The following is a 20,544-nucleotide window of genomic DNA, read 5'->3' as shown; positions in this document are numbered from 1 at the left end:
CTTAGCAAGTTACGGGTACTATGATGTAAAGCCTTGATAAGACCTGTAATAAGGGAGGAAGCTAGCTCTATGAATAACGAGGAAATAATTATAAAGAAAATAGTTGAGGAAGTAGTAAAGAGATTACAGTGTACTAATGAAGCTTATGTACCAATAGGAATTTCTAATCGTCATGTACACTTAACCACTGAAGACCTAGAAGTACTATTTGGTAAGGGGTATCAGCTTACTAAAATGAAGGATTTAAAACAGCCGGGACAGTATGCAGCACAAGAAACTGTAACGGTTATTGGCCCTAAGGGAGAATTTAAAGGAGTACGAATCCTGGGACCAGTTAGAAAGGAAACTCAACTGGAGCTTTCTTTAAGTGATGGATTTAAGCTAGGTGTAAATGTTCCTGTAAGGGAATCAGGCAAAACAGAGGGAACTCCTAAAATAGTATTAAAGGGACCTATGGGAACAGTTGAAAAGGATCAGGCAGTGATTGCTGCCTTAAGACATATTCATATGCCAGCAGTCTTTGCGGAAAATTACGGATTTAAGGATAAGGAAATGGTTACTGTTGAAGTAGGAGATGTGAGGCGGGTATCCTTTCACAATGTACTTGTTCGAGTTTCAAAGGATTTTGATTTGGAAATGCATCTAGATATTGATGAAGCCAACGCAGCAGCAATATGCAATGGGGACCTTGGTAAAATATTAAAGGACTAAAGGAGGGGGACAGCTATGGATCTTAAAAAGGCAAACGATTATATTGCCTCTTTTGCTAAACTAATAGAGGAAAAACAGCCCCATAAGATTACAGGAAAGCTAAAGGTAGGTGTTGATCTTGGTACAGCCAACATCGTAATATCAGTTTTAGACGAAGCTGATAAACCTATTGCCGGAGCCCTATATCCTGCCTCTGTAGTTAAGGATGGTTTAGTGGTGGATTATGTTGGCGCAGTTCAAATAGTAAGAAGCCTAAAGCAACAGGTGGAAGACCTATTGGGAACAAGATTAATAGAAGCGGCAACTGCTGTCCCTCCCGGGACTATTGGAGGAAACGCAAAAGCCATGGCTAATGTGGTGGAATCTGCTGATATGGAGGTTATTAATGTAGTTGACGAACCAACGGCGGCCTCAACAGTATTGGGTGTTAAAGATGGGGCGGTGGTAGATGTTGGCGGAGGTACTACTGGCATAAGCATTTTAAAAAAGGGTCGGGTGATTTACACTGCCGATGAAGCTACAGGTGGAACCCACATGAGCTTGGTTATTGCAGGAAATTATAAGGTATCATTTCAGCAGGCTGAAGAAATGAAAAAGGACCCCAGCAGAGAAAGAGAAATTTTTACTGTTATTAAACCTGTTGTAGAGAAGATGGCATCTATTGTTAAAAAACATATTGCATCCTATGATGTTAAAAAAATATATGTGGTGGGTGGAGCCTGTTGCTTCAAAGAATTTGAAGGAGTTTTTTATAAGGAAATTGGAGTAGAAACAGTTAAGCCAAAGCTACCACTTTTAGTGACACCTTTAGGTATTGCACTGAACTGCAAGAAATGAGGTGATATAAATTGAATGCAGAAGAGGCATTAAGCTGGATTGTTGAAGAGGTAATACGCAGATTACAGTCAAGAAGGAAACGAGCCTTGGTTATATTTACTGGAGGGGCAATAGGCTATAAGGAGGCCATACCTCAAGTAAAATCTCTGATTAAGGATGGATGGAATCTAAGGATTCTGCTATCAAACAGTGCCGAATATGTATTGACTCCTCAATTAGTAAAGGATCAGCTGGAGGTTGATGAAGTAATTGTAGAGAGTGAAGTAAAGGGCTTAAGACCCCTGTATGGGGATGTAAACTATTTTATAATTCCTACCTTGACCCTAAATTCAGCAGTGAAAATTGCTATTGGAATTGCAGATACTTTAGTAACTAATCTGGTGGCCCATGGAATTATGGAGGGTATATCTATTATAGCAGCTAAGGATGCCTGTGATTTAAAGAATTCTACTAGATTAAATATGGGAATGAACAAAACACCTGCTGCGTATTTATCCGTAATGGAGGAATACTTGAATCGCCTTGAAGCCTATGGTATTAAGCTGGTTGATGCAGAAGATTTATATAAAGCTACTATAGAAGAGGTTAACTATTCTTACAAAAATCAACACACTGGCAAAGCTACCCAAGAATTTACTAAGAAGGTTTTAAGTAGAACAGATATTATTAAAGCAAAGGAAGCAGATGCTGTACTATATGTAAATCCTTCTACCATAGTAACCTCATTAGCCCATGATACAGCTAGAGAAATAGGGGTTAAAATTTTACAGAAGTAGAAATAAAGATCATATATTCAAATTTACAAATAGTGATATTTATGTACTCTAAAAGAGGTGGGTGAAGCAAATGTATGTTGGAAAAGTCATTGGGATGGTGGTTGCCACTAGAAAAGATGACAATCTTGTGGGTAAAAAGCTACTGATTGTTCAACAGACAGATATGAAGGGTAATCCTTCAGGTAATGAAGAGATTGCAGTAGATTCTGTAGGAGCAGGAACCGGTGAATTTGTTTTGGTAGCTAAGGGAAGCCCAGCTAGGCAGGTGTTTGATAATCCCAATTCTCCTATTGATGCTGCAATTGTTGGGATTATCGATAATATAGAAGTCAAATCATAGAGGAAGTGATGCTATGGCTATTTATACAAAAAAAGGAGATAAAGGTGAAACCGGGCTACTTGGTGGAAGTAGGGTAGGGAAGGATGATCTAAGGGTATCCTGCTATGGGACATTGGATGAAGCCAACGCAGCTATTGGGGTTGCATATTCTTTAACGGATAATGAGGCCATTTTAGAGTATCTAAGGATGATTCAAAAAAAGCTATTTAATGTAGCTGCGGAGCTGGCATGTGATGAGGCGGGCCAAGGCTATCTTAATGATACTGTTGGTCAAACTGATATTGAAGCTTTAGAAAGTATTATTGATAAATATGAGAAGCAGCTGGGTCCATTAAAGGAATTTGTTATACCCGGCGGTACAGTAGCATCCTCCGCTATACATCTTGCCAGAACAATTATTCGAAGAAGTGAAAGATTAATTGTTGAACTCAGTAGAGGAAGCAATGTACCACAAGAACTTGTTCAATACATCAATCGTTTGTCAGATGCCCTGTTTATGATTGCTAGGGCAGAGGAGCAAACGATCCTTATAAACAAGGTTAAATGCAAGGTGTTGGAGAGGTTAGGCTATTCAGAAAGCTTAAAAAATGTAAGCTTGGATTTAGCCAAAAGAATGGCTGAGGCTGCTGAAGTAAAGGCCATTAGTATAGGTGTTCCAATTGTATTTTCAGTTGTTGATGCTGGTGGGAATATGGTGTTATTACATCGAATGAATGGCGCTTTATTGGCCAGCATTGACATAGCAAAGAATAAAGCCTATACTGCTGCAGCTTTAAAGCTACCCACCCATGAAGTATCTAATCTAGTACAGCCAGGAGCCCAATTATATGGTTTGCAATATACCAATGAAGGGAAAATTATAACCTTTGGAGGTGGTTACCCTCTAAAGCTTCATGATGAAATTATTGGAGGTATTGGTATAAGCGGTGGTACGGTTGAGGAGGACATGAAAATTGCTAATCATGCATTAAGGGTATTCGATTACGAAAGGAGGGTCTAAATTGATGGTAGAGGAATTGAAAATAGAAGAAATTATTAGAAGAGTCATGAAGGAAATCAGTAGCAAAAATGAGACCGGTGAAGAAGGCGCATATGGGATTTTTCAAGATATGAATGATGCAGTTGATGCTGCCTATATTGCTCAGAAGGAACTAATCGGATTTAATCTTGAGACAAGAGGAAAATTTATTGAAGCCATGAGACAGGCTGCAAGGCAGAACGTGGAGCTACTATCAAAAATGGCCCATGAAGAAACTGATATGGGTAGATATGAAGATAAAATTTTGAAGAATAGACTGGCTATTGAAAAAACACCAGGTATTGAAGATTTAGGATCAGAGGTTTTCACTGGTGATGATGGATTAACTTTAATTGAATTATCACCATATGGAGTTATTGGATCAATCTCTCCAGTTACTAATCCTTCTGAAACTATAATCTGCAATGCTATAGGCATGATAGCAGCTGGGAATGCTGTAGCATTTAGCCCCCATCCCTCTGCTAAAAAAACCTCATTGAAAACTATAGAGATATTAAACAAGGGAATTATTGAAGCAGGTGGACCAAAAAACCTAATAGTGGCAGTAGAGAATCCTTCAATTGAACAAGCAGAAGCTATGATGAAGCATAAAAAAATCAACATGCTGGTGGCCACAGGAGGCCCTGGTGTTGTAAAATCTGTTTTATCTTCAGGAAAGAAGGCCATCGGAGCAGGGGCTGGAAACCCACCGGCAGTTGTTGATGAAACAGCAGATATAGAGAAGGCGGCTAGGGACATAATAGCAGGCTGCAGCTTTGATAATAACTTGCCCTGCGTTGCAGAAAAGGAAGTCATTGTAGTAGATTCAGTGGCTGATTATTTAATTTTTAATATGAAAAAGAATGGAGCATATGAGCTAAAAGAAAAAGATTTGATAGAACAGCTTGAAAAATTAGTAGTAAACGAAAAAGGTTACCCCGTAAAGGAGTTCGTCGGTAAGAATGCTGACTATATATTAAGTAAAATGGGGATAAAGTGTGATGACAGCATACGAGCTATTATTGTGGAGGTACCAAAGAGCCATCCCTTTGTAGTAGGAGAGCTGATGATGCCAGTCCTTCCAATAGTCCGAGTTAATGATGTAGAGGAGGCTATTAAACTAGCTGTTGAGGTGGAGCACGGTTTCAAACATACAGCTATAATGCATTCGAAAAATATAGATCGTTTATCAAAATTTGCAAAAGAAATACAAACAACTATATTTGTTAAGAACGGACCTTCCTTTGCTGGTATAGGTGTAGGAGGAGAAGGATATGCAACCTTTACAATTGCAGGCCCCACAGGGGAAGGTTTAACCTCTGCCAAAAGCTTTGCAAGAAGAAGGAGATGCACTTTAGTAGGTGGATTCTCCATAAAATAAGATGAGGTGGGAAGCATGGATAAGGATCTTATTACTTTAATAAAAGAAGCAGGTGTAGTAGGGGCAGGTGGTGCTGGGTTCCCCACCCATGTAAAGGTAAAAGGGAAAGCCGACTATATAGTGGTAAATGGGGCAGAATGCGAACCTCTTTTAAGGGTTGATCAACAGCTGATGGCCCATCGAACAAAGGAAATACTACAGGGATTAAGGGCTGTAATTAAAGAAACTGGAGCTATGCAGGGAATTATTGCCCTAAAGGGAAAATACAGTCTAGCAATTGAGAAATTAAAAGCATCAATTCTTCAAGAAGACCAAATTGAAATTTTCCCAATGAAGGACTTTTACCCAGCAGGTGATGAACAGGTGACGGTATATGAGGTGTTGAAAAAAATCGTACCTGAAGGGGGCATCCCTCTTCAGGTGGGGGTAATAGTAGTTAATGTTGAAACGCTATTGAATATTCAACGGGCCATTAAAGGATTACCAGTAACCCATAAATACGTCACAGTAACAGGGGCCGTAAAACAGCCAATAACCCTTAAAGCTCCTATAGGAATCAGTATTAGAAAAATGATTGAGCTTGCTGGTGGTGCTATAATAGAAGATTTTAAGGTTATTGAAGGTGGACCTATGATGGGAAAAATAGTAGATAATATTGATAAGCCCATTACAAAAACCACTAAAGGCCTTATTGTTCTTCCTCACCATCATCCATTAATTTTATCTAAGGGTAAAAGTATTGACACAATCTTAAGGCAGGCAAGAACTGCATGCTGTCATTGCTCCCTTTGTACAGAGGTTTGTCCACGAAATTTACTTGGTCATAAGCTACATCCAGATAAGTTAATGAGACTTGCTAGCTATAATAGCACCTGTGAAAATGATTCTTCAGCAACAGAAGCATTTCTGTGTTGTGAATGTGGACTTTGTGAAACGGCATGTATTATGGATCTACAGCCTTGGAAGCTGAATCAGTTCTTAAAGGAAAAAATGAGTAAAGAAGGAATTAAGAACCCAAATAACAGAGTGCCACAAAATACCAATGATTTTAGAGAGTATAGAAAATTTCCAGTTAAAAAGTTAATTGCTAGACTTGGCTTAGAAGAGTATAACGTTGATGCACCTTTGATAGAAGACGTTTTGGAGGATTTTGATAGTGTTTTATTAGAGCAAAAACAACATATCGGGGGAAAAGCAGAAGCAACTGTTAAGGTGGGAGATTATGTAAAGAAAAACCAAACAGTGGCTGAAGTGGCAGAAAATCAGTTAGGAGCAAGAATTCATGCAAGTATCGATGGGCGAGTACAAAAGATTGACCAATATGGTATAATGTTATGTAAACCACTATAAGAAGAGGGGGATGTAAATTATGTTTAGCTTAGCATTGATTTTGGCAGCCTTTGGCGGAGGTGTATTGGGAGCGTTAATTGGAGCGTTGCCTGCCTTCATATTCACTGGATTTATAGGGTTAATTGGAGTTGGGGTTATAGCAGCTGGTGGACCAGCAACTATATTGACTGATGTAACCTTTGGAGCTCTATTTGGACCCCATATTGCCTTTGCAGGTGGGGTAGCCGCAGCAGCTTTTGCCGGTAACAAAAAGCGTTACTTGGAAAGTGGCGCAGATATTCTTACACCATTAAATAAAACAAATGACGTTAGTGTATTACTGGTGGGTGGCGCATTTGGTATATTAGGTTATATTATTAATGCTATTTATGTTCATTTAGCATTACCTACCGATACTGTTGCCTTAACTGTTTTTACCTCTGGAGTACTTGTAAGATTTATATTTGGTAATACTGGACTTATTGGAGAATACAATACAGCAAGAAGTGAAGTGGCAGCCACTGCAGAAGCATCAAAGAGGAAGTTTATACCAGATTCAAAAACCTTTAGTTTTATAGTTATCTATTCTTTAGGTTTAGGTTTAGTAGTTTCATATTTGGTTGATCTTACCCAGATTGATGTTCTTGGATTCACTGTTAGTGCTGCACTATTAATCTTTGTTCAAATGGGTTTTAATATACCGGCGACACATCATATTACTTTAGTAGCTGGTTTGGCAACAATGGCCACCGGAAACATATATATCGGGACATTATTTGCTATAATTGCTGGGCTTTTAAATGATATTGTTGCAAGAACCTTTAACAGTAATTGTGACACCCACATAGATCCACCGGCAACAGCCATATTTATTTGTGCCTTCATTATATTTATATTTATGTAAATTTTAAATGACGAAAGAGGCGATATCCATGAAAAAGTCCATTGGGCTATTAGAATATAAAAGTATCGCAAAGGGTATGGAGTCAGCAGATGCAATGCTGAAGGCTTCAAATGTTGAATTGATTTTATCTACACCAATTTGTCCCGGCAAGTATATAAGCTTAATTAGTGGGGATGTAGGTGCTGTAAAAAATGCCGTAGAGGTTGGAAGGACGGTAGGAGGAATATTTACTGTAGATCATTATGTTCTTTCTAACGTTAGTGAAGCTGTATTTCCGGCATTAACTGCAACTATGGATATAGATAAAATAACCTCTCTAGGCATTATCGAGACTATGTCAGCCATTACATCAATTGTTGTGGGGGACATTGCTGCAAAATCAGCTAATATTCAACTGCTGGAAATTCGATTAGCTAGAGGGCTAGGTGGAAAAGGCTTTGTGCTTATTACCGGCGAGGTGGCAGCTGTTAAATCTGCTATTAAAGCCTGTGAAAACAACCTGGAGGATACTGGGGGAATCATAAGTGCTGTAGCCATAGCCTCTCCAAACCGCGAGTTTATTTCAAAAATATTGTAAATTATTAAATATATACAGAATATACTGATGGGCTGACTACTAGTCAGCTCTTTTTAATTGGGGGGAGGACCTATTCACCTCAAGTTATTGTCAAAAATTATGGTAAACAACCTATTCACCTGGTATTACTATGGATTTTTATTTAGTTCAATTTCATTTTACAATGAAGCAATTTATATTATAATGTAACTTCACATTATTTCTCATATGTTTATTAATTATTTTACACGCTATATGGTTTACATTTATATGCTATTCTTACTTTTAACAAATAAAGCGCTTTTATAAAGCGAAACTAGGGGGTGTAATTATGGAAAATGATTTATTAAGGCTTGCTTCTACCCAGGGCTTATGGGCTGCTCTTTCCGTTCTTCTGATATTATATATATTGAGAGCTCAAGAAAAAAGGGATGTAAAACAGGAGCAAAGGGAGCAAAAATACCAAGAAATAATTTGTAGTCTTACAGACAAGCTAAATCTTATTGAAGATGCAAATAGAAAAATTGAAATAATAGAAAAGCATGTACTTAATATAAAGTCATAAAAAAAGCACTAAACCTTTCTACAACTTCACCCGTTGTATGATCTTCGTACCAAAATTTAACGACCTGGCCATCATATTTAATTATCCTATATTCTACTATCGCAGGTCTTGCAAGGTGGCGACCAATATATTCAGCTGCTTTTTTAGCACTATCCATTTTCGTCTCAGCATGTACGTAAAATCCATTTGGGTATCTTTTATATAGATCATTGATCAATTTAGATACTCTGTCTTTTTCCATAATAAAAATGTAATGGGAATATTAGTAATATTAAACTTCTATATTTCCTTTTTTCCTCCCTTTCGGGTTTTTCTAACAGTGCTGCAGGATTCACTTTATGTTACGGTCTGCATCTTTGCTAGCACCACTAAGGCACATTTTCGAGACGCTTCAATGCCACCATCTCTGCTGACATTGGTCTTATAGCTACTAGGCTTCTTGGCAATTACCTAGACTGGACTTTCACCAGTTAGCAAATTACAGCTTTGCTGGCCACGCCCCTTAATATTTTAAAAAGTTTGAATTTAATGCAAATTATATTGACATTGGATAAAATTAACCTTACAATGAAATTAATAAATGTTTTTACGAACTTCGTAAAAAGTATACAGAGGAGAATAAGATGCTAAGTTCACTAAAAATACAAAATATAAAAAACATAGCCACTAAACTGCTTTCAAGTGGTCAGGCAACCAAAATGGAATTGGTTTTGTCGACGGATCTGAGCAATACAACTGTTTCTGATTGCATTAACAGTTTGCTCAAACTGGGGTTAGTGGCAACAGTAGGATGGGAGGATTCTATAGGCGGAAGGCGCTCGTCAATATATGAAATTAACAGAAATTTTGGAGTATCTTTGGGGATCATGCTTTATGAGCAAGATATTGAAATCGCAATTGCTGATGCCGGCAATATCATTATTGACCATTTATATTTTAAAATTACGGATGACGAACCTCCTATAAATTCTTTGATTAGAGCGATAGAAAAAGTAATTGAGAGATATCATGAAAAGAATCTGTTAAGCATAGGAATAGGATTGGATGGAGTCATTGACTATGAAAATCAAATTGTGATTGAATGCAAATCATATAAATGGAACAATGTGCACCTCAAGGAAATCATTGAACGTCACTTTTTAACACCGGCTTATATTGATCATCGTATCAATGGAGCTGCCTATTATGAGAAGCTTATGGGACAGGCAAAATCCTTGGATAATTTTATCTTTATGCTGGAAGGTATTGAAGAGAAAGTGGTTTTGATTATTGATGGGGAAATCTCTCGTGGTGCAGGCAATTTATCAGGTCGTATTAACAGTATGCAGCAGATGCTCAATAACCTGGTATCATATATGCAATTCTTGGATATTACAACGGCTATCATTGGTTTTAAATCATCCGGTTTTAAAGAAAAGATAAGCTCGATCAACACTGAAAAGGGGCAGATTATTACCTTTTCGATGAACCAAGCCCAACTAGTGCAAGGCCTGGCACTAATGGCACAGGTTAAGTGGTTTGAGTCAATCTATTTTATGCTGTGATGTTTAAAATAATATAAAAATGGAGGGAGTACAGCATGGTTACGTGGTTCATTGTTATTATTTTCTTGGTAATGTGTGCTTTGATGTACACGAAAAAGCTTTCGGCAATGTTTGCCCTACCACTTATGGCTTTCTTAATTGCTTTGGTATCCGGCATCCCCTTTAACGATGTTCCAATAGGGGAAACAATACAACCCGGTATCATGAAATTAATGTTCATTGAAGGCCCAGTAAGATTGGCGTCCCCTATAATGATGTTGATTTTCGGTGCAATTTTGGCTCAATTCGTTAAAAATAGTGGGATTGCAGAAACGGTAATTAGAAAAGTTTCAGAGTTTGCAGGAGATCGTCCGACGGTGTTGGGAATTGTGTTTATGTTGGTTCTTAGTGTCTTGTTTACTTCTTTAGGCGGATTAGGTTCCGTAATCATGATAGGTTCTATTGTTTTGCCAATTATGACTTCTGTAGGCATAAGTTCATTAACAGCAGGTTGTATACTCTTGTTTGCATTAAGTACGGGCGGTATTTTTAATCTTGCCAACTGGGGGCTATACATTGAAGTCATGGGATTGTCCGTGGAACAAATCAAGTTTTATGCATATTTTCTCGGTGTTATATTTATCTTGGCCGGTATCTTGTTTGTGATATTCGAAACAAAATCCAACTCAAAGTTTTTCTTTGGAAAAAAAGGTAAAGTTCTATGGGCAATGCCTTCCGCAGAATTACAGGATCAAGGGTCTTTTAAAAAGGTAAATGTTTTAGCTATGCTTACCCCTATTGTTCCATTGATACTTGTTCTTGGCTTAGGGTGGGATATTATTGCAGGTTTTGTTGCTGCGATTATGTATGGATTAATTACAACCATTAATAAAGATTCAATAAAAATCCTGACAAAATGTGTTACACAAGGTATCTCTGATTCTGCCGGCGCAATATTTCTTATGATCGGCATTGGCATGCTGCTGAAGGTTGTTATGGATAGCCGTGTAACACAGCATATCGGACCGTATTTGGCAAATATTCTTCCGACAACGGGTATTACTTTTATCATATTTTTCTCTTTGCTAGCACCACTTGCACTTTACAGAGGACCGCTTAATGTTTGGGGTCTTGGCTTAGGGATTGGCGCTATGATGATGACAACTGGCAGAATGCCGGGGTTGGCAATTATGGCTGCCCTCATGTCCACTGGTCAGATTCAGGGCATTTGTGACCCGACGAATACACACAATGTATGGACGGCAGCATCGGTAGGTAAGGATGTGAATGATATTTTGAGAAAAACCCTTCCGTATGTATGGATTGCAGCAATTGTTGGACTTGTTGTAGCAGGCGTTCTATACTTCTAGAATTAATATATGTTATCCATGGAAGATGGGGTGGGGCAGGTTGAAAATAAAATTTGCCTCACTTTTTTCAAAAGTCATAATTACAAAAGGAGAGATTATCTTGGGCAATCGCAAAATAAGAATAGGAATTGACGTTGGAGGAACTTTTACACATGCAGTTGCAGTAGATCACATAACATTTGAGGTTATTGCTCATGCAGTAACTCCTACCACTCATTTTTCTCGCTACTCCGTTTCTGAAGGAATTATCAAGGCGTTTCATGATATTATGCAGCAAACCAAGGCAGTATCTCAAGATGTGGTTTTTGTATCTCACAGCACAACACAAGCAACTAACGCTTTATTGGAAGGGGATGTTGCAAAGGTTGGTATTATCGGAATGGGGAAAGGGATAGAAGGGGTTAAAGCAAAAAGCGATACTTTGATAAGCAATTTAGAGCTTAGCAAAGGAAAAATGCTACATACCGCACATTGTTATTTTAATACCGATGCAAAAAGATTTGATGACAATGTAATAAAGGATGCATTAAGCAAAATGATGTTGGAAGGCTGTAATGTTATTGTAGCCAGTGAAGCCTTTGGGGTGGATGACTCAACCAATGAAAACAAGGTGTTGCAGCTGGCAGCAGAACAGAATCTTCCTGCTACCGCAAGCCATGAGATATCACAGCTTTATGGACTCAAAATAAGAACCCGCACAGCAGTCATTAATGCAAGCATTTTACCTAAGATGACGCATACGGCAGAGCTTACGGAAGAAAGCATCAAAAAAAGCGGCATTACTTCCCCTCTAATGATCATGAGAAGTGACGGCGGTGTTATGGATATTGTTCAAATGAAAAAACGTCCTATTCTTACAATGCTTTCCGGTCCAGCTGCGGGAATAGCAGCCGCACTTATGTTTGCAAAGGTATCCGATGGAATTTTCCTTGAAGTAGGTGGTACGAGTACGGATATTTCCGCTATCAAAAACGGAAAAGCTATGATTAAAAGCGCTAGTGTCGGTGGACACAAAACTTATCTTAAGACACTTGATTCTCGTACTGTAGGTATTGGCGGCGGGTCGATGGTACGAATATCTCATAACGAGGTTGCAGACGTAGGACCCAGGAGTGCTCATATTGCAGGATTGGGTTATATAGCATTTACAAAACCTGAGGATTTACAGGAGATACACCCTGTTTTGGTAAAGCCTATGCCCTCAGACCCTGATGATTATTTAGTAATAGAAAACAACAAGGGGGAAAGGTTTGCGATTACCCTGACCGATGCATCAATGATGGCGGGGATGACGACTAAAGGTGATTATGCTTATGGTAATTTTGAAAATGTCAAACATGTATTTGAAGTGCTGGCGCAACATTATAATACCAGTCCTTTACGGCTATCACAAGATATTTTAGATAAAGCTATTCAAAAAGTAGGGAAAGTGGTACAGGAGCTTTTAGAAGAATATCATTTGGATATGGAGCTGGTATCCTTAGTTGGAGGCGGAGGAGGAGCGACATGCGTTGTTCCTTGGCTGAGTCAAAAGATGAATATAAAATATTTTGTGGCAGAAAAAGCAGAGGTTATTTCGGCAATTGGTGCAGCGATGGCTATGCTGCGGGACTGTATGGAACGAACGGTCTTGAACCCGACAGAACAAGATATTATGTCTATTCGTAAGCAAGTAACCAATAATCTTATTCAAATGGGTGCAAACAGCGAAACCATTGAAGTTCAAATTGAGATTGACCAGCAAAAAAATATTCTACGTGCAACGGCGGTTGGATCAATCTATATGGACAATCAAAATTTTGATATGCAGGCAGCAGACGAGCAAATACTTTACAATAATGCCGCGTTATCTATGAAAGCTCCAGCAGATCAAGTGATACAGGCGGCAGCAACATCAGGGCTTTTTGTATTTGCTTATATGGAGACTCAAAAAAAGGTATTCGGTTTATTTCGTTCCAAACGATGGAATCTTCGAGTAATCGACCGATTTGGTGTAATAAAATTGCAGGTGAATAATGGCAGGTACTTATCAACTGCTTGTGAAAATATTTCCTCAGCTTTCAACAGATTTATTGATGATGTATCAGTGCATAATGATGTGGGAATGATCATCCCGGAAATATTTATGCTATATGGCAGCAGGATAGTTGACTTTAGTACAATTCTTGATAGTGTACAGCTTCTTAGTCTTATTCAAATCGAGCTCCAAGGCTTAGAAGATAATGAACCTATTGTGCTTGTGGCCAGACCTAGATAACGAATGTTGAATCTTAATATATGTTTACTATAATCAGCAGATGGATGGATTTGTACCGCTGCACGAAAGGAGTGATGTAGATGAATACTACATTCTTGAATTTATTAAAAACAAAAAAACTAACGACTATTATGAGTCTGCCTGCCAATGATCCGGAGCTTGCAAAGGCAGCATGGGAGCATGGGGCAGATGCTGTAAAAGTGCATATCAATGTTGAGCATCGTGCAAGCAATACAATATTTAGAAGTTTTGAGGAAGAATATGAAGCATTAAAAGAAATTCTTTCTGTTGCCAAAGGACCCACAGGCATTGTATTGGGAGGAGATGTGCTTAGTGCTGCTAAGGATTATGAAAGTGTAGTAAAGGCAGGATTTGATTTTGTTTCTCTATATGTTCACCATACGCCTATGCAAGTGCTGCAAAGTGATAAAATACTCAAAATGCTTGCAATCGATTATACCTATTCCCAGTATGAAATAAATAGCTTATCTCATATAGGAGCAGATATACTTGAAGCATCCGTCATTAAACCTGAAACATATGGACAGCCGCTGACTGCAAGAGAAATCATATCATACAAATATATAGTGCAAAATACTGATATTCCTGTCGTTGTGCCAACGCAAAGGGACATAAAGGCTTCGCATCTTAGTACACTAGCTCAGTGCGGTGTTAACGGTGTTATGTTAGGGGCAATTGTAACAGGTAAAACTAAAGAATCAATTTCCAGAGCTATTGCCGAATTTAGAAATTATATTGACAGAATGTAGGTGAGTTGAGAATGAGAATATCCCTACTTCCCATAGACAGTAGACCATGTACATATGAATTTCCTGTTCGGCTTGCCGGTATTGCAGGTGTGGAGATTTATACACCGCCTATGACAATAATGGATCAGTTTAAAATTCCTTCTGGATTTAATGACATTGCAAATTGGCTGGAAGAACAAGCGGCTAAAACCGATGTGCTTGTGCTCTCGGTGGAGCAGTTGCTTCACGGCGGTCTAATAACTTCACGCACTATGAATATATCAAGAGAGGAATGTTTTAGACGACTGGAATGGATTAAAAATTTAAAGAAAAAATATAAGAATTTGGAGATACATGCTTTTAATATTATCATGCGCACTTCTATCAGTACCCTTAGTGCACAAAGTAAAGTATGGTGGGAAAAAATTAATGCCTACAGTCGTGCTAAATATATGGAAAATAGTACAGGAGAGCATAAGTATACCGTACAAATACAAGAGCTGGCACAGGAAATACCTTCCGAGGTATTAGAAGAATTTCTAGAAGCAAGACAGAGAAATAATGCTGTTAATATGGAGTGTTTGCAGCTAGTAAAAGAAGATATATTTTCCAGTCTTCTTCTTTTGCAGGAGGATTCGGCACCCCAGGGTATACATAGGGTTGAACAAACCCAATTGTGTCAATTTATTAGTCAATTTAAGTTGGAGCAAAAGGTACTTTTGCATAATGGAACAGATGAAGCAGCCTGTGAAATTATTGCTAGAATTATTTCTAGAAACAAACGGCCCATAAAAGTTTTTATCAATTGGCTCGGAGGCAATAAGGATAAGTTTATTGCATTATACGAAGACAGGTTGTTTATAGAAAATCTGCACAGCCATATGAAAGCAGTTGGCCTGGTTGAGGTTGCCAGTAAATCTGACGCAGATGGTATAGTCAATGTTTTTTTACCAAAGAATCAACAGGGGGATGCATGTATATGTTTTGAAGCGTTATGCAACGGATATACCGATGAAGAGCTTCAGCACTTTGCACATATTATTTCACAAGATATTACCGACGGCAGACCCACTGCACTGTTAGATTTGGCATATGCCAATGGCGGAGACGCCAGAATTCTTGATGCGCTTGCTAAAAAAGTTTCCCTGCTTGAACTTGTAGCTTACTCAGGGTGGAATACAGCTTCAAATGCACTGGGAACATTACTCTCACAAATATGTCTCTCAAGATTTTATAACAGCATTAAGAATAAGCAGTTTACTGCAGAGCGGTTAATGGATGATTTTATTTACCAATCTTGTGTACGTCCAATCGCAGAAAAGAAGCTAAGAGATAATGGGCAAGACTGCTGGAATATCAGTGATATCGAATATGCACAAACCATTGTAGATGAAGCATTTGAACTTTGCCGGCCTGTTATGGAAAAGGTATTTAAGGATAATGTCCCGACATTTCAACAAAAATTAAGATGGCATAGAACTTTCGAGATTAGCATTACGATACAATCTTTATCAGATATGGGAGGATAATATGAATAAAATATATGATGTAATAATTGCAGGAGCAGGCTCCAGTGGTGCTGTTGCAGCAATATCTGCTGCCCGAAACGGTGCTTCCGTACTGCTGATAGATAAAAATGGATATCCGGGTGGAATGAATACAGCAGGAATGGTTTGTCCAATCATGACCTTTCATGCCGGAGATAGGCAGATTATAAAAGGCATTCCGCAAGAAATTATTGATGTATTGATAGAACGCGGCGCATCACTTGGGCACGTGCCTGATCCCATCGGTGTAGTATCTTCTATTACGCCTATTGAACCTGAAATTCTAAAACTGGTTTACTTTGAAATGCTGGCTAAATTACCCAATATAACAGTATTATTTCATACCTTTATCTGTGATACAGTGGTAGAAAATGGAGTGGTAAAAAGTATTCAAGTAGTTAGTAAAAGCGGATTAGCCAGTTATCAGGGAAAAACCTTTATTGATGCAACTGGAGATGGAGATGTAGCGAGCTTTTGTAAAGCAGATTTTCATATGGGAAGAAGCAGCGACGGATTTTCTCAACCTATGACGCTTATGTTTCAAGTTGGCGGAGTTGATATAAAGAAGGTGATAGCCTATGTAAAGAGTAACCCCGAACAGTTTATACTAAATAAAGATTGTGATATTGACAAGTATCTGGCTGTATCAGGATTTTTCGATATAGTAAATACGGCGAGGATCAACGGTGATTTAACTATTCCCCGTGATCGGGTATTGTTTTTTCAAGGTATGCACCCAGGGACAATTGTGGTTAATATGACGCGTATTACAAAACTAAGAGGTACCAATGCAAAGGAATTAACAACAGCAGAGTTTAACTCTCACAATCAAATTAGTGAAATTATGCTCTTTTTTAGAAAATATCTACCAGGATTTGCAAACTGCCATTTGTTATCCGCCGCCGATACAATAGGTGTCAGAGAGTCCCGGCGAATTTGCGGTGATTACACGCTAACCATCGATGATGTGGTCAATGGCGTTTGTTTTGAAGACAGTATTGCGATGTGCGCTTTCCCTATTGATATTCATGATCCGATTGGTAATGACTTGAATTGGGTGCGAAAGAGCCGTACATGCTGCTATGATATTCCGTATCGTGTTATGATGCCTAAAAAGCTGAAAAATTTATTAGTAACAGGCAGGTGTATATCAGCTACACATGAGGCCATGGCTTCTTCGAGGATATCAGCTACAGCAATGGCAATCGGGCAGGCAGCGGGCTTGGCTGCTGCTTTAGAAAGCCGCGATATTTGTGATTTCAGACAAACAGATGTAAAAGTACTGCAGGATAAACTTATAAAGCAAGGAGCGGTAGTGGGAAAAGCATGGCTGGATTAGATCAAAAAGCAAGACATGTCCTGGAGTTTTGTAATAGTCAGCAACTTGATATACTGTTGCTTCTACAAACAATTGGTTTCAAAAGAATATCTATCGATTCCATAAAGCGTATGCAATCAATGGCTGCATCCTTAGGTGAGCAGTATTACGTCAGGCATTACCATCCTGATAATACCCTGTCACAGGAGCTTTTACGCTTAGGGATAAAAAACATAACTTCATTCTCAGAAAAGCAGGAGCATTCTTTAAAAGCACGGGCTTTTTATAATGCTAATAGCTGTACTATTAGCATTAATGATTCAGCGTTAGATGAACTATACACTATTCTTTGCCAGTATGGTATGGTTTATTATTCTAGGTATGATCTAAAGAATACTCACTTGCTGCATGAACTGTTTCATCACATAGAGGAAAAATACGAGCAGCCGGTTAACTTGGTAATGGAGAAGATGCTAAATCATCCGGTAAGTGCGGGTTTTCGCGACATTGCAGCTTTTGCTTTTGTAAATTACGCTATACGTCCAAACATATGCCAGATTTTGGATTTTATTTGGTTGTGTTATAAATATCCAAGAGCTATTACCAGTTTATATGATCGGTTTTGCAGCATAGAGTGATGTTGATAATATACTTATAACGCAAAATGATTATTGGCAAACCTATATATTCTTTATAATAAAGGAGCGATTATGAATGAATAAAGTCAGATTTATTTCCTTAGCTACAGTGGTTTTAATGCTATTTCCTATTGTTGCTTACGGGATCGTAAATAATTATATTAATTCTCCTATTCCCAGTATTGTAGACGATGAAAACAATCCAACACTGACATTAATGCATAGAATTTATATTGAAAACTTTGAAGGAGGCATTATTTCTATTGTCAATACAAGTGGTGTGCACACTACTATTGGAACGGTATACAGACCTGCATCTTTTGTGAAAGATTCCAGCGATGGGTTTTGGGCTGCGCACTATGACAAGGCATCCGACGGTACCCATTCGTGTGTGACTGCAATTGGTGCAAATGCTTTGCATATTCGAACCGGTCCAAATAATGAATATGACCCCTCTGACCCTCACGCATGGACTCCAAAACAGTTTAGCGTAGGTATTAAGGAAGACTATGATTATGCAGGAGGACAATACAGTAATGCAATGATTTATACCTCCATTCCAGGCGGCAGTAATATTTTCGGGGGATCTTCCGCGCCCTTTGTAGGCAATCCAGTAAAATACTTAACTGCTTCCGGCACATGGGAATCGTTGGATTATTATTTTAGCGGTGATTACACAAAGGAACTACCCAAACGACTTATTATAGAAGTTAATAAGCCTTCTACTTTAAATGGATCACCGGATTACATTGAGTTTGAAAATTGGGCAGCCGATGATACCGTAGGGAATATACTGCAAACTGCCAATGGAAGAGTACTTGTTCATTACCCCAATGGTACCACAAAACATATTGCGGATGTTATTCAGCGTGTACAGGGAACGGGAAGATTCTCGGGAACTGAGTATGCGGAAGTGGGCAGAGTTCGAGCAGCTCATCCCGGAGTTATTTGTTTTTCTACTTCACCTCGAATAGGGTATACAAATAATACAAATTTACTTGGAGGATTTCAATTTATTCCTGCCAACCATGCTAAATTCCTGAATTATGATTTAAACCAAAATAGCTTCATAGGAAGAGATCAATGGGGCATTATTGCACATGTTGGTGCTGCGTCAGAGGCTCTTGATGATCCTGATTACATCATTGATGGAGAGATATCATATCATCCTGTATGGGAAGGTGTCGCACCTTTATTTGCTCAGTATATCAAGCCTAGACACATACCTAATAATCAGTCAAATTCTACTTACTTTGAAGTTTCCGATGATTTTGGAACCACATGGAATAGCTGCCCCCAAATACAAGGAGTGACAGATTTATCTACTAACTCGCCTGTAGCAGGGTGGACAAATATTAGACTGTATCTTAATTATTAGTACAACCAAGGGGACGTCAGACTGTGTGACAATTATTTTTGATGAGATTTCGTCCGAGACATTCTCGCTCGTATTTTTTTAATTGTCACACGCTCTGACGATTCCTACGGTTAAAATAGAGTTTATAAAATGATAGGATAACTTAGGGTGATAAAAATACCATTTTATTTAACCCATTCACCCTTCACCACTCTATCTAAGCCTGCTAAATCTTTGATTATTTCAACCTTAGAAAAGCCCGCCTCATCCATCAGCCTTGAAACAGCTTCTCCTTGGTCATATCCTATTTCAAATACTAACCACCCCTTATTAATTAAATATTTAGGGGATTCATTAACTATTTTCCTATAAAAGTCTAGACCATCTTCTCCTCCATCCAATGCTAATTCCGGCTCATAATCCTTCACCTGTGATGAAAGTCCTTTTACAGTTTCAGTAGGTATATAGGGAGGATTGGAAACAATAAAATGAAAAGTTTTTTCAAAGCCTTTATTTAATAAAGGATCAAGTAGATTTCCCTGTAAAAAGTTTATCTTATGGTCAACCCCATGATTTTTTGCATTTTTCTTCGCTATAGCCAAAGCCTTATGGGAAATATCTATTGAAAAAACAATACTATTTTTAATTAGTATAGCTAAAGTGACTGTAATTGCACCACTCCCCGTACCAATATCTAAAATTGTCCCATTGGTACCTTTAAAAAATTCACCGTAGAGGCGAATAACCTCTTCCACCAGGATTTCAGTATCCCCCCGCGGGATCAAAACCCCTTCTTCAACAAAAAAGTCTAGCCCCATAAATTCTTGTCGATTAATAATGTATTGTATGGGCATACGGTTCAATCTCTTTTCTACAAGCTCCCAAAACTTTCTACAAATTTCCTGGGAAATTTCCCTTTCTGGATATATGTGAAGTTGTATTCTTTCAAAATTCATTATATTACAAAGAATAACCTCTGCATCTAGCTGAGGTGTCTCTATACCTGCAGACTTGAATTTATTCACTGCTTCCTTTAGTAATTCTGCTACTGTAGTCAATTAGCACCCTCCTTACCTTTTGCTAATATCAAGGCTGCCATAGCCAATTCAATTTCATCATCAGACCTTTATTTTTTTCTCTATCAAAATTCTTATTATTCAAATATAACACATAATCCGACGGATTTTAAGCATATGGATTAAATATTTAGAGTAAAAATATAATTTGTAAAGACTTGTAGATATCAATAGAAATAATTTAATATATATATTATTCTGTTATTATAGGACTATATTACCAATTTATCTAGCGTATCTTTGTAATATATGGTAATATATTGGAATAGTGTATTTTATAAAGGAGTATGTT

The 20,544-nt window shown here is 38.2% G+C and carries 20 protein-coding genes; 18 read left to right on the top strand and 2 right to left on the bottom strand.

The annotated features are described in order from the left end of the window. The first annotated feature begins 69 nt into the window (after positions 1–69). The 10 genes from BLP68_RS00100 (at position 70) to BLP68_RS00055 (ending at position 8,417) form a co-directional block, all read left to right on the top strand. Positions 70–711: a phosphate propanoyltransferase gene (locus tag BLP68_RS00100; RefSeq protein WP_091538521.1), complete on the top strand. Its 642-nt coding sequence runs from the start codon at positions 70–72 to the stop codon at positions 709–711. A 15-nt stretch (positions 712–726) separates the two neighbouring features. Next, positions 727–1,548: an ethanolamine utilization protein EutJ gene (gene eutJ / locus BLP68_RS00095; RefSeq protein WP_091538518.1), complete on the top strand. Its 822-nt coding sequence runs from the start codon at positions 727–729 to the stop codon at positions 1,546–1,548. Between the two features lie 11 nt (positions 1,549–1,559). Beyond that, a complete protein-coding gene (locus tag BLP68_RS00090) occupies positions 1,560–2,324 on the top strand; it encodes a flavoprotein (RefSeq protein WP_091538516.1) in 765 nt (254 codons plus the stop codon). A gap of 70 nt (positions 2,325–2,394) precedes the next feature. Then, positions 2,395–2,664, top strand: a complete 270-nt coding sequence (locus BLP68_RS00085; RefSeq protein ID WP_091538514.1) for a EutN/CcmL family microcompartment protein — start codon at positions 2,395–2,397, stop codon at positions 2,662–2,664. Positions 2,665–2,677: 13 nt separating this feature from the next. Continuing rightward, complete coding sequence (locus tag BLP68_RS00080) at positions 2,678–3,664, top strand: cob(I)yrinic acid a,c-diamide adenosyltransferase (RefSeq protein ID WP_091538512.1); 987 nt, start codon at positions 2,678–2,680, stop codon at positions 3,662–3,664. Between the two features lie 4 nt (positions 3,665–3,668). After that, complete coding sequence (locus BLP68_RS00075) at positions 3,669–5,063, top strand: aldehyde dehydrogenase family protein (protein WP_091539210.1); 1,395 nt, start codon at positions 3,669–3,671, stop codon at positions 5,061–5,063. 15 nt (positions 5,064–5,078) lie between these two features. Then, a complete protein-coding gene (locus BLP68_RS00070; RefSeq protein WP_091538509.1) occupies positions 5,079–6,413 on the top strand; it encodes a 4Fe-4S dicluster domain-containing protein in 1,335 nt (444 codons plus the stop codon). A gap of 19 nt (positions 6,414–6,432) precedes the next feature. Continuing rightward, positions 6,433–7,296 carry a DUF7973 family transport facilitator gene (locus BLP68_RS00065; RefSeq protein WP_091538507.1) on the top strand — a complete coding sequence of 288 codons (864 nt, stop codon included), beginning with the start codon at positions 6,433–6,435 and terminating at the stop codon, positions 7,294–7,296. Between the two features lie 28 nt (positions 7,297–7,324). Further along, entirely contained in the window at positions 7,325–7,873 is a 549-nt protein-coding gene (locus BLP68_RS00060) for a BMC domain-containing protein (protein WP_091538504.1), read from the top strand. Between the two features lie 310 nt (positions 7,874–8,183). Next, positions 8,184–8,417 carry a BhlA/UviB family holin-like peptide gene (locus tag BLP68_RS00055; RefSeq protein ID WP_091538503.1) on the top strand — a complete coding sequence of 78 codons (234 nt, stop codon included), beginning with the start codon at positions 8,184–8,186 and terminating at the stop codon, positions 8,415–8,417. Here the strand turns inward: BLP68_RS00055 and BLP68_RS22410 are convergent. Beyond that, positions 8,401–8,658, bottom strand: coding sequence for a transposase (locus tag BLP68_RS22410; protein ID WP_091538501.1), 258 nt, complete (start codon positions 8,656–8,658; stop codon positions 8,401–8,403). The genes BLP68_RS00055 and BLP68_RS22410 overlap by 17 nt on opposite strands. Positions 8,659–9,040: 382 nt before the next feature. Between BLP68_RS22410 and BLP68_RS00045 the strand changes: the two genes are divergently transcribed. The 8 genes from BLP68_RS00045 to BLP68_RS00010 all read left to right on the top strand — a co-directional run bounded on the left by BLP68_RS00045 (position 9,041) and on the right by BLP68_RS00010 (position 19,197). Continuing rightward, entirely contained in the window at positions 9,041–9,961 is a 921-nt protein-coding gene (locus tag BLP68_RS00045) for an ROK family protein (RefSeq protein WP_091538499.1), read from the top strand. A gap of 35 nt (positions 9,962–9,996) precedes the next feature. Beyond that, positions 9,997–11,310: a transporter permease gene (locus BLP68_RS00040; RefSeq protein WP_091538497.1), complete on the top strand. Its 1,314-nt coding sequence runs from the start codon at positions 9,997–9,999 to the stop codon at positions 11,308–11,310. Positions 11,311–11,350: 40 nt separating this feature from the next. Then, a complete protein-coding gene (locus tag BLP68_RS00035) occupies positions 11,351–13,567 on the top strand; it encodes a hydantoinase/oxoprolinase family protein (RefSeq protein ID WP_207647853.1) in 2,217 nt (738 codons plus the stop codon). Between the two features lie 80 nt (positions 13,568–13,647). Continuing rightward, entirely contained in the window at positions 13,648–14,337 is a 690-nt protein-coding gene (locus BLP68_RS00030; RefSeq protein WP_091538495.1) for a beta/alpha barrel domain-containing protein, read from the top strand. Between the two features lie 11 nt (positions 14,338–14,348). Next, positions 14,349–15,845 carry a DUF4127 family protein gene (locus tag BLP68_RS00025; RefSeq protein ID WP_091538493.1) on the top strand — a complete coding sequence of 499 codons (1,497 nt, stop codon included), beginning with the start codon at positions 14,349–14,351 and terminating at the stop codon, positions 15,843–15,845. Position 15,846: 1 nt separating this feature from the next. Continuing rightward, positions 15,847–17,202 carry an FAD-dependent oxidoreductase gene (locus tag BLP68_RS00020; protein WP_091538490.1) on the top strand — a complete coding sequence of 452 codons (1,356 nt, stop codon included), beginning with the start codon at positions 15,847–15,849 and terminating at the stop codon, positions 17,200–17,202. Beyond that, positions 17,190–17,819, top strand: coding sequence for a hypothetical protein (locus BLP68_RS00015; protein WP_091538488.1), 630 nt, complete (start codon positions 17,190–17,192; stop codon positions 17,817–17,819). The genes BLP68_RS00020 and BLP68_RS00015 overlap by 13 nt, the downstream gene beginning before the upstream one ends. A 76-nt stretch (positions 17,820–17,895) precedes the next feature. Next, entirely contained in the window at positions 17,896–19,197 is a 1,302-nt protein-coding gene (locus BLP68_RS00010) for a hypothetical protein (protein ID WP_176758785.1), read from the top strand. A gap of 164 nt (positions 19,198–19,361) precedes the next feature. Here the strand turns inward: BLP68_RS00010 and prmC are convergent, their stop codons facing one another. Beyond that, positions 19,362–20,234, bottom strand: coding sequence for a peptide chain release factor N(5)-glutamine methyltransferase (prmC, locus tag BLP68_RS00005; protein WP_091538485.1), 873 nt, complete (start codon positions 20,232–20,234; stop codon positions 19,362–19,364). Between the last annotated feature and the right edge of the window lie 310 nt (positions 20,235–20,544).

The sequence above is a fragment of the Alkaliphilus peptidifermentans DSM 18978 genome, assembly GCF_900101495.1.
GTDB lineage: Bacteria > Bacillota > Clostridia > Peptostreptococcales > Natronincolaceae > Alkaliphilus_C > Alkaliphilus_C peptidifermentans.
Note: the sequence above shows the minus strand (reverse complement) of the source record. Positions and strands in the feature narration are given on the sequence as shown.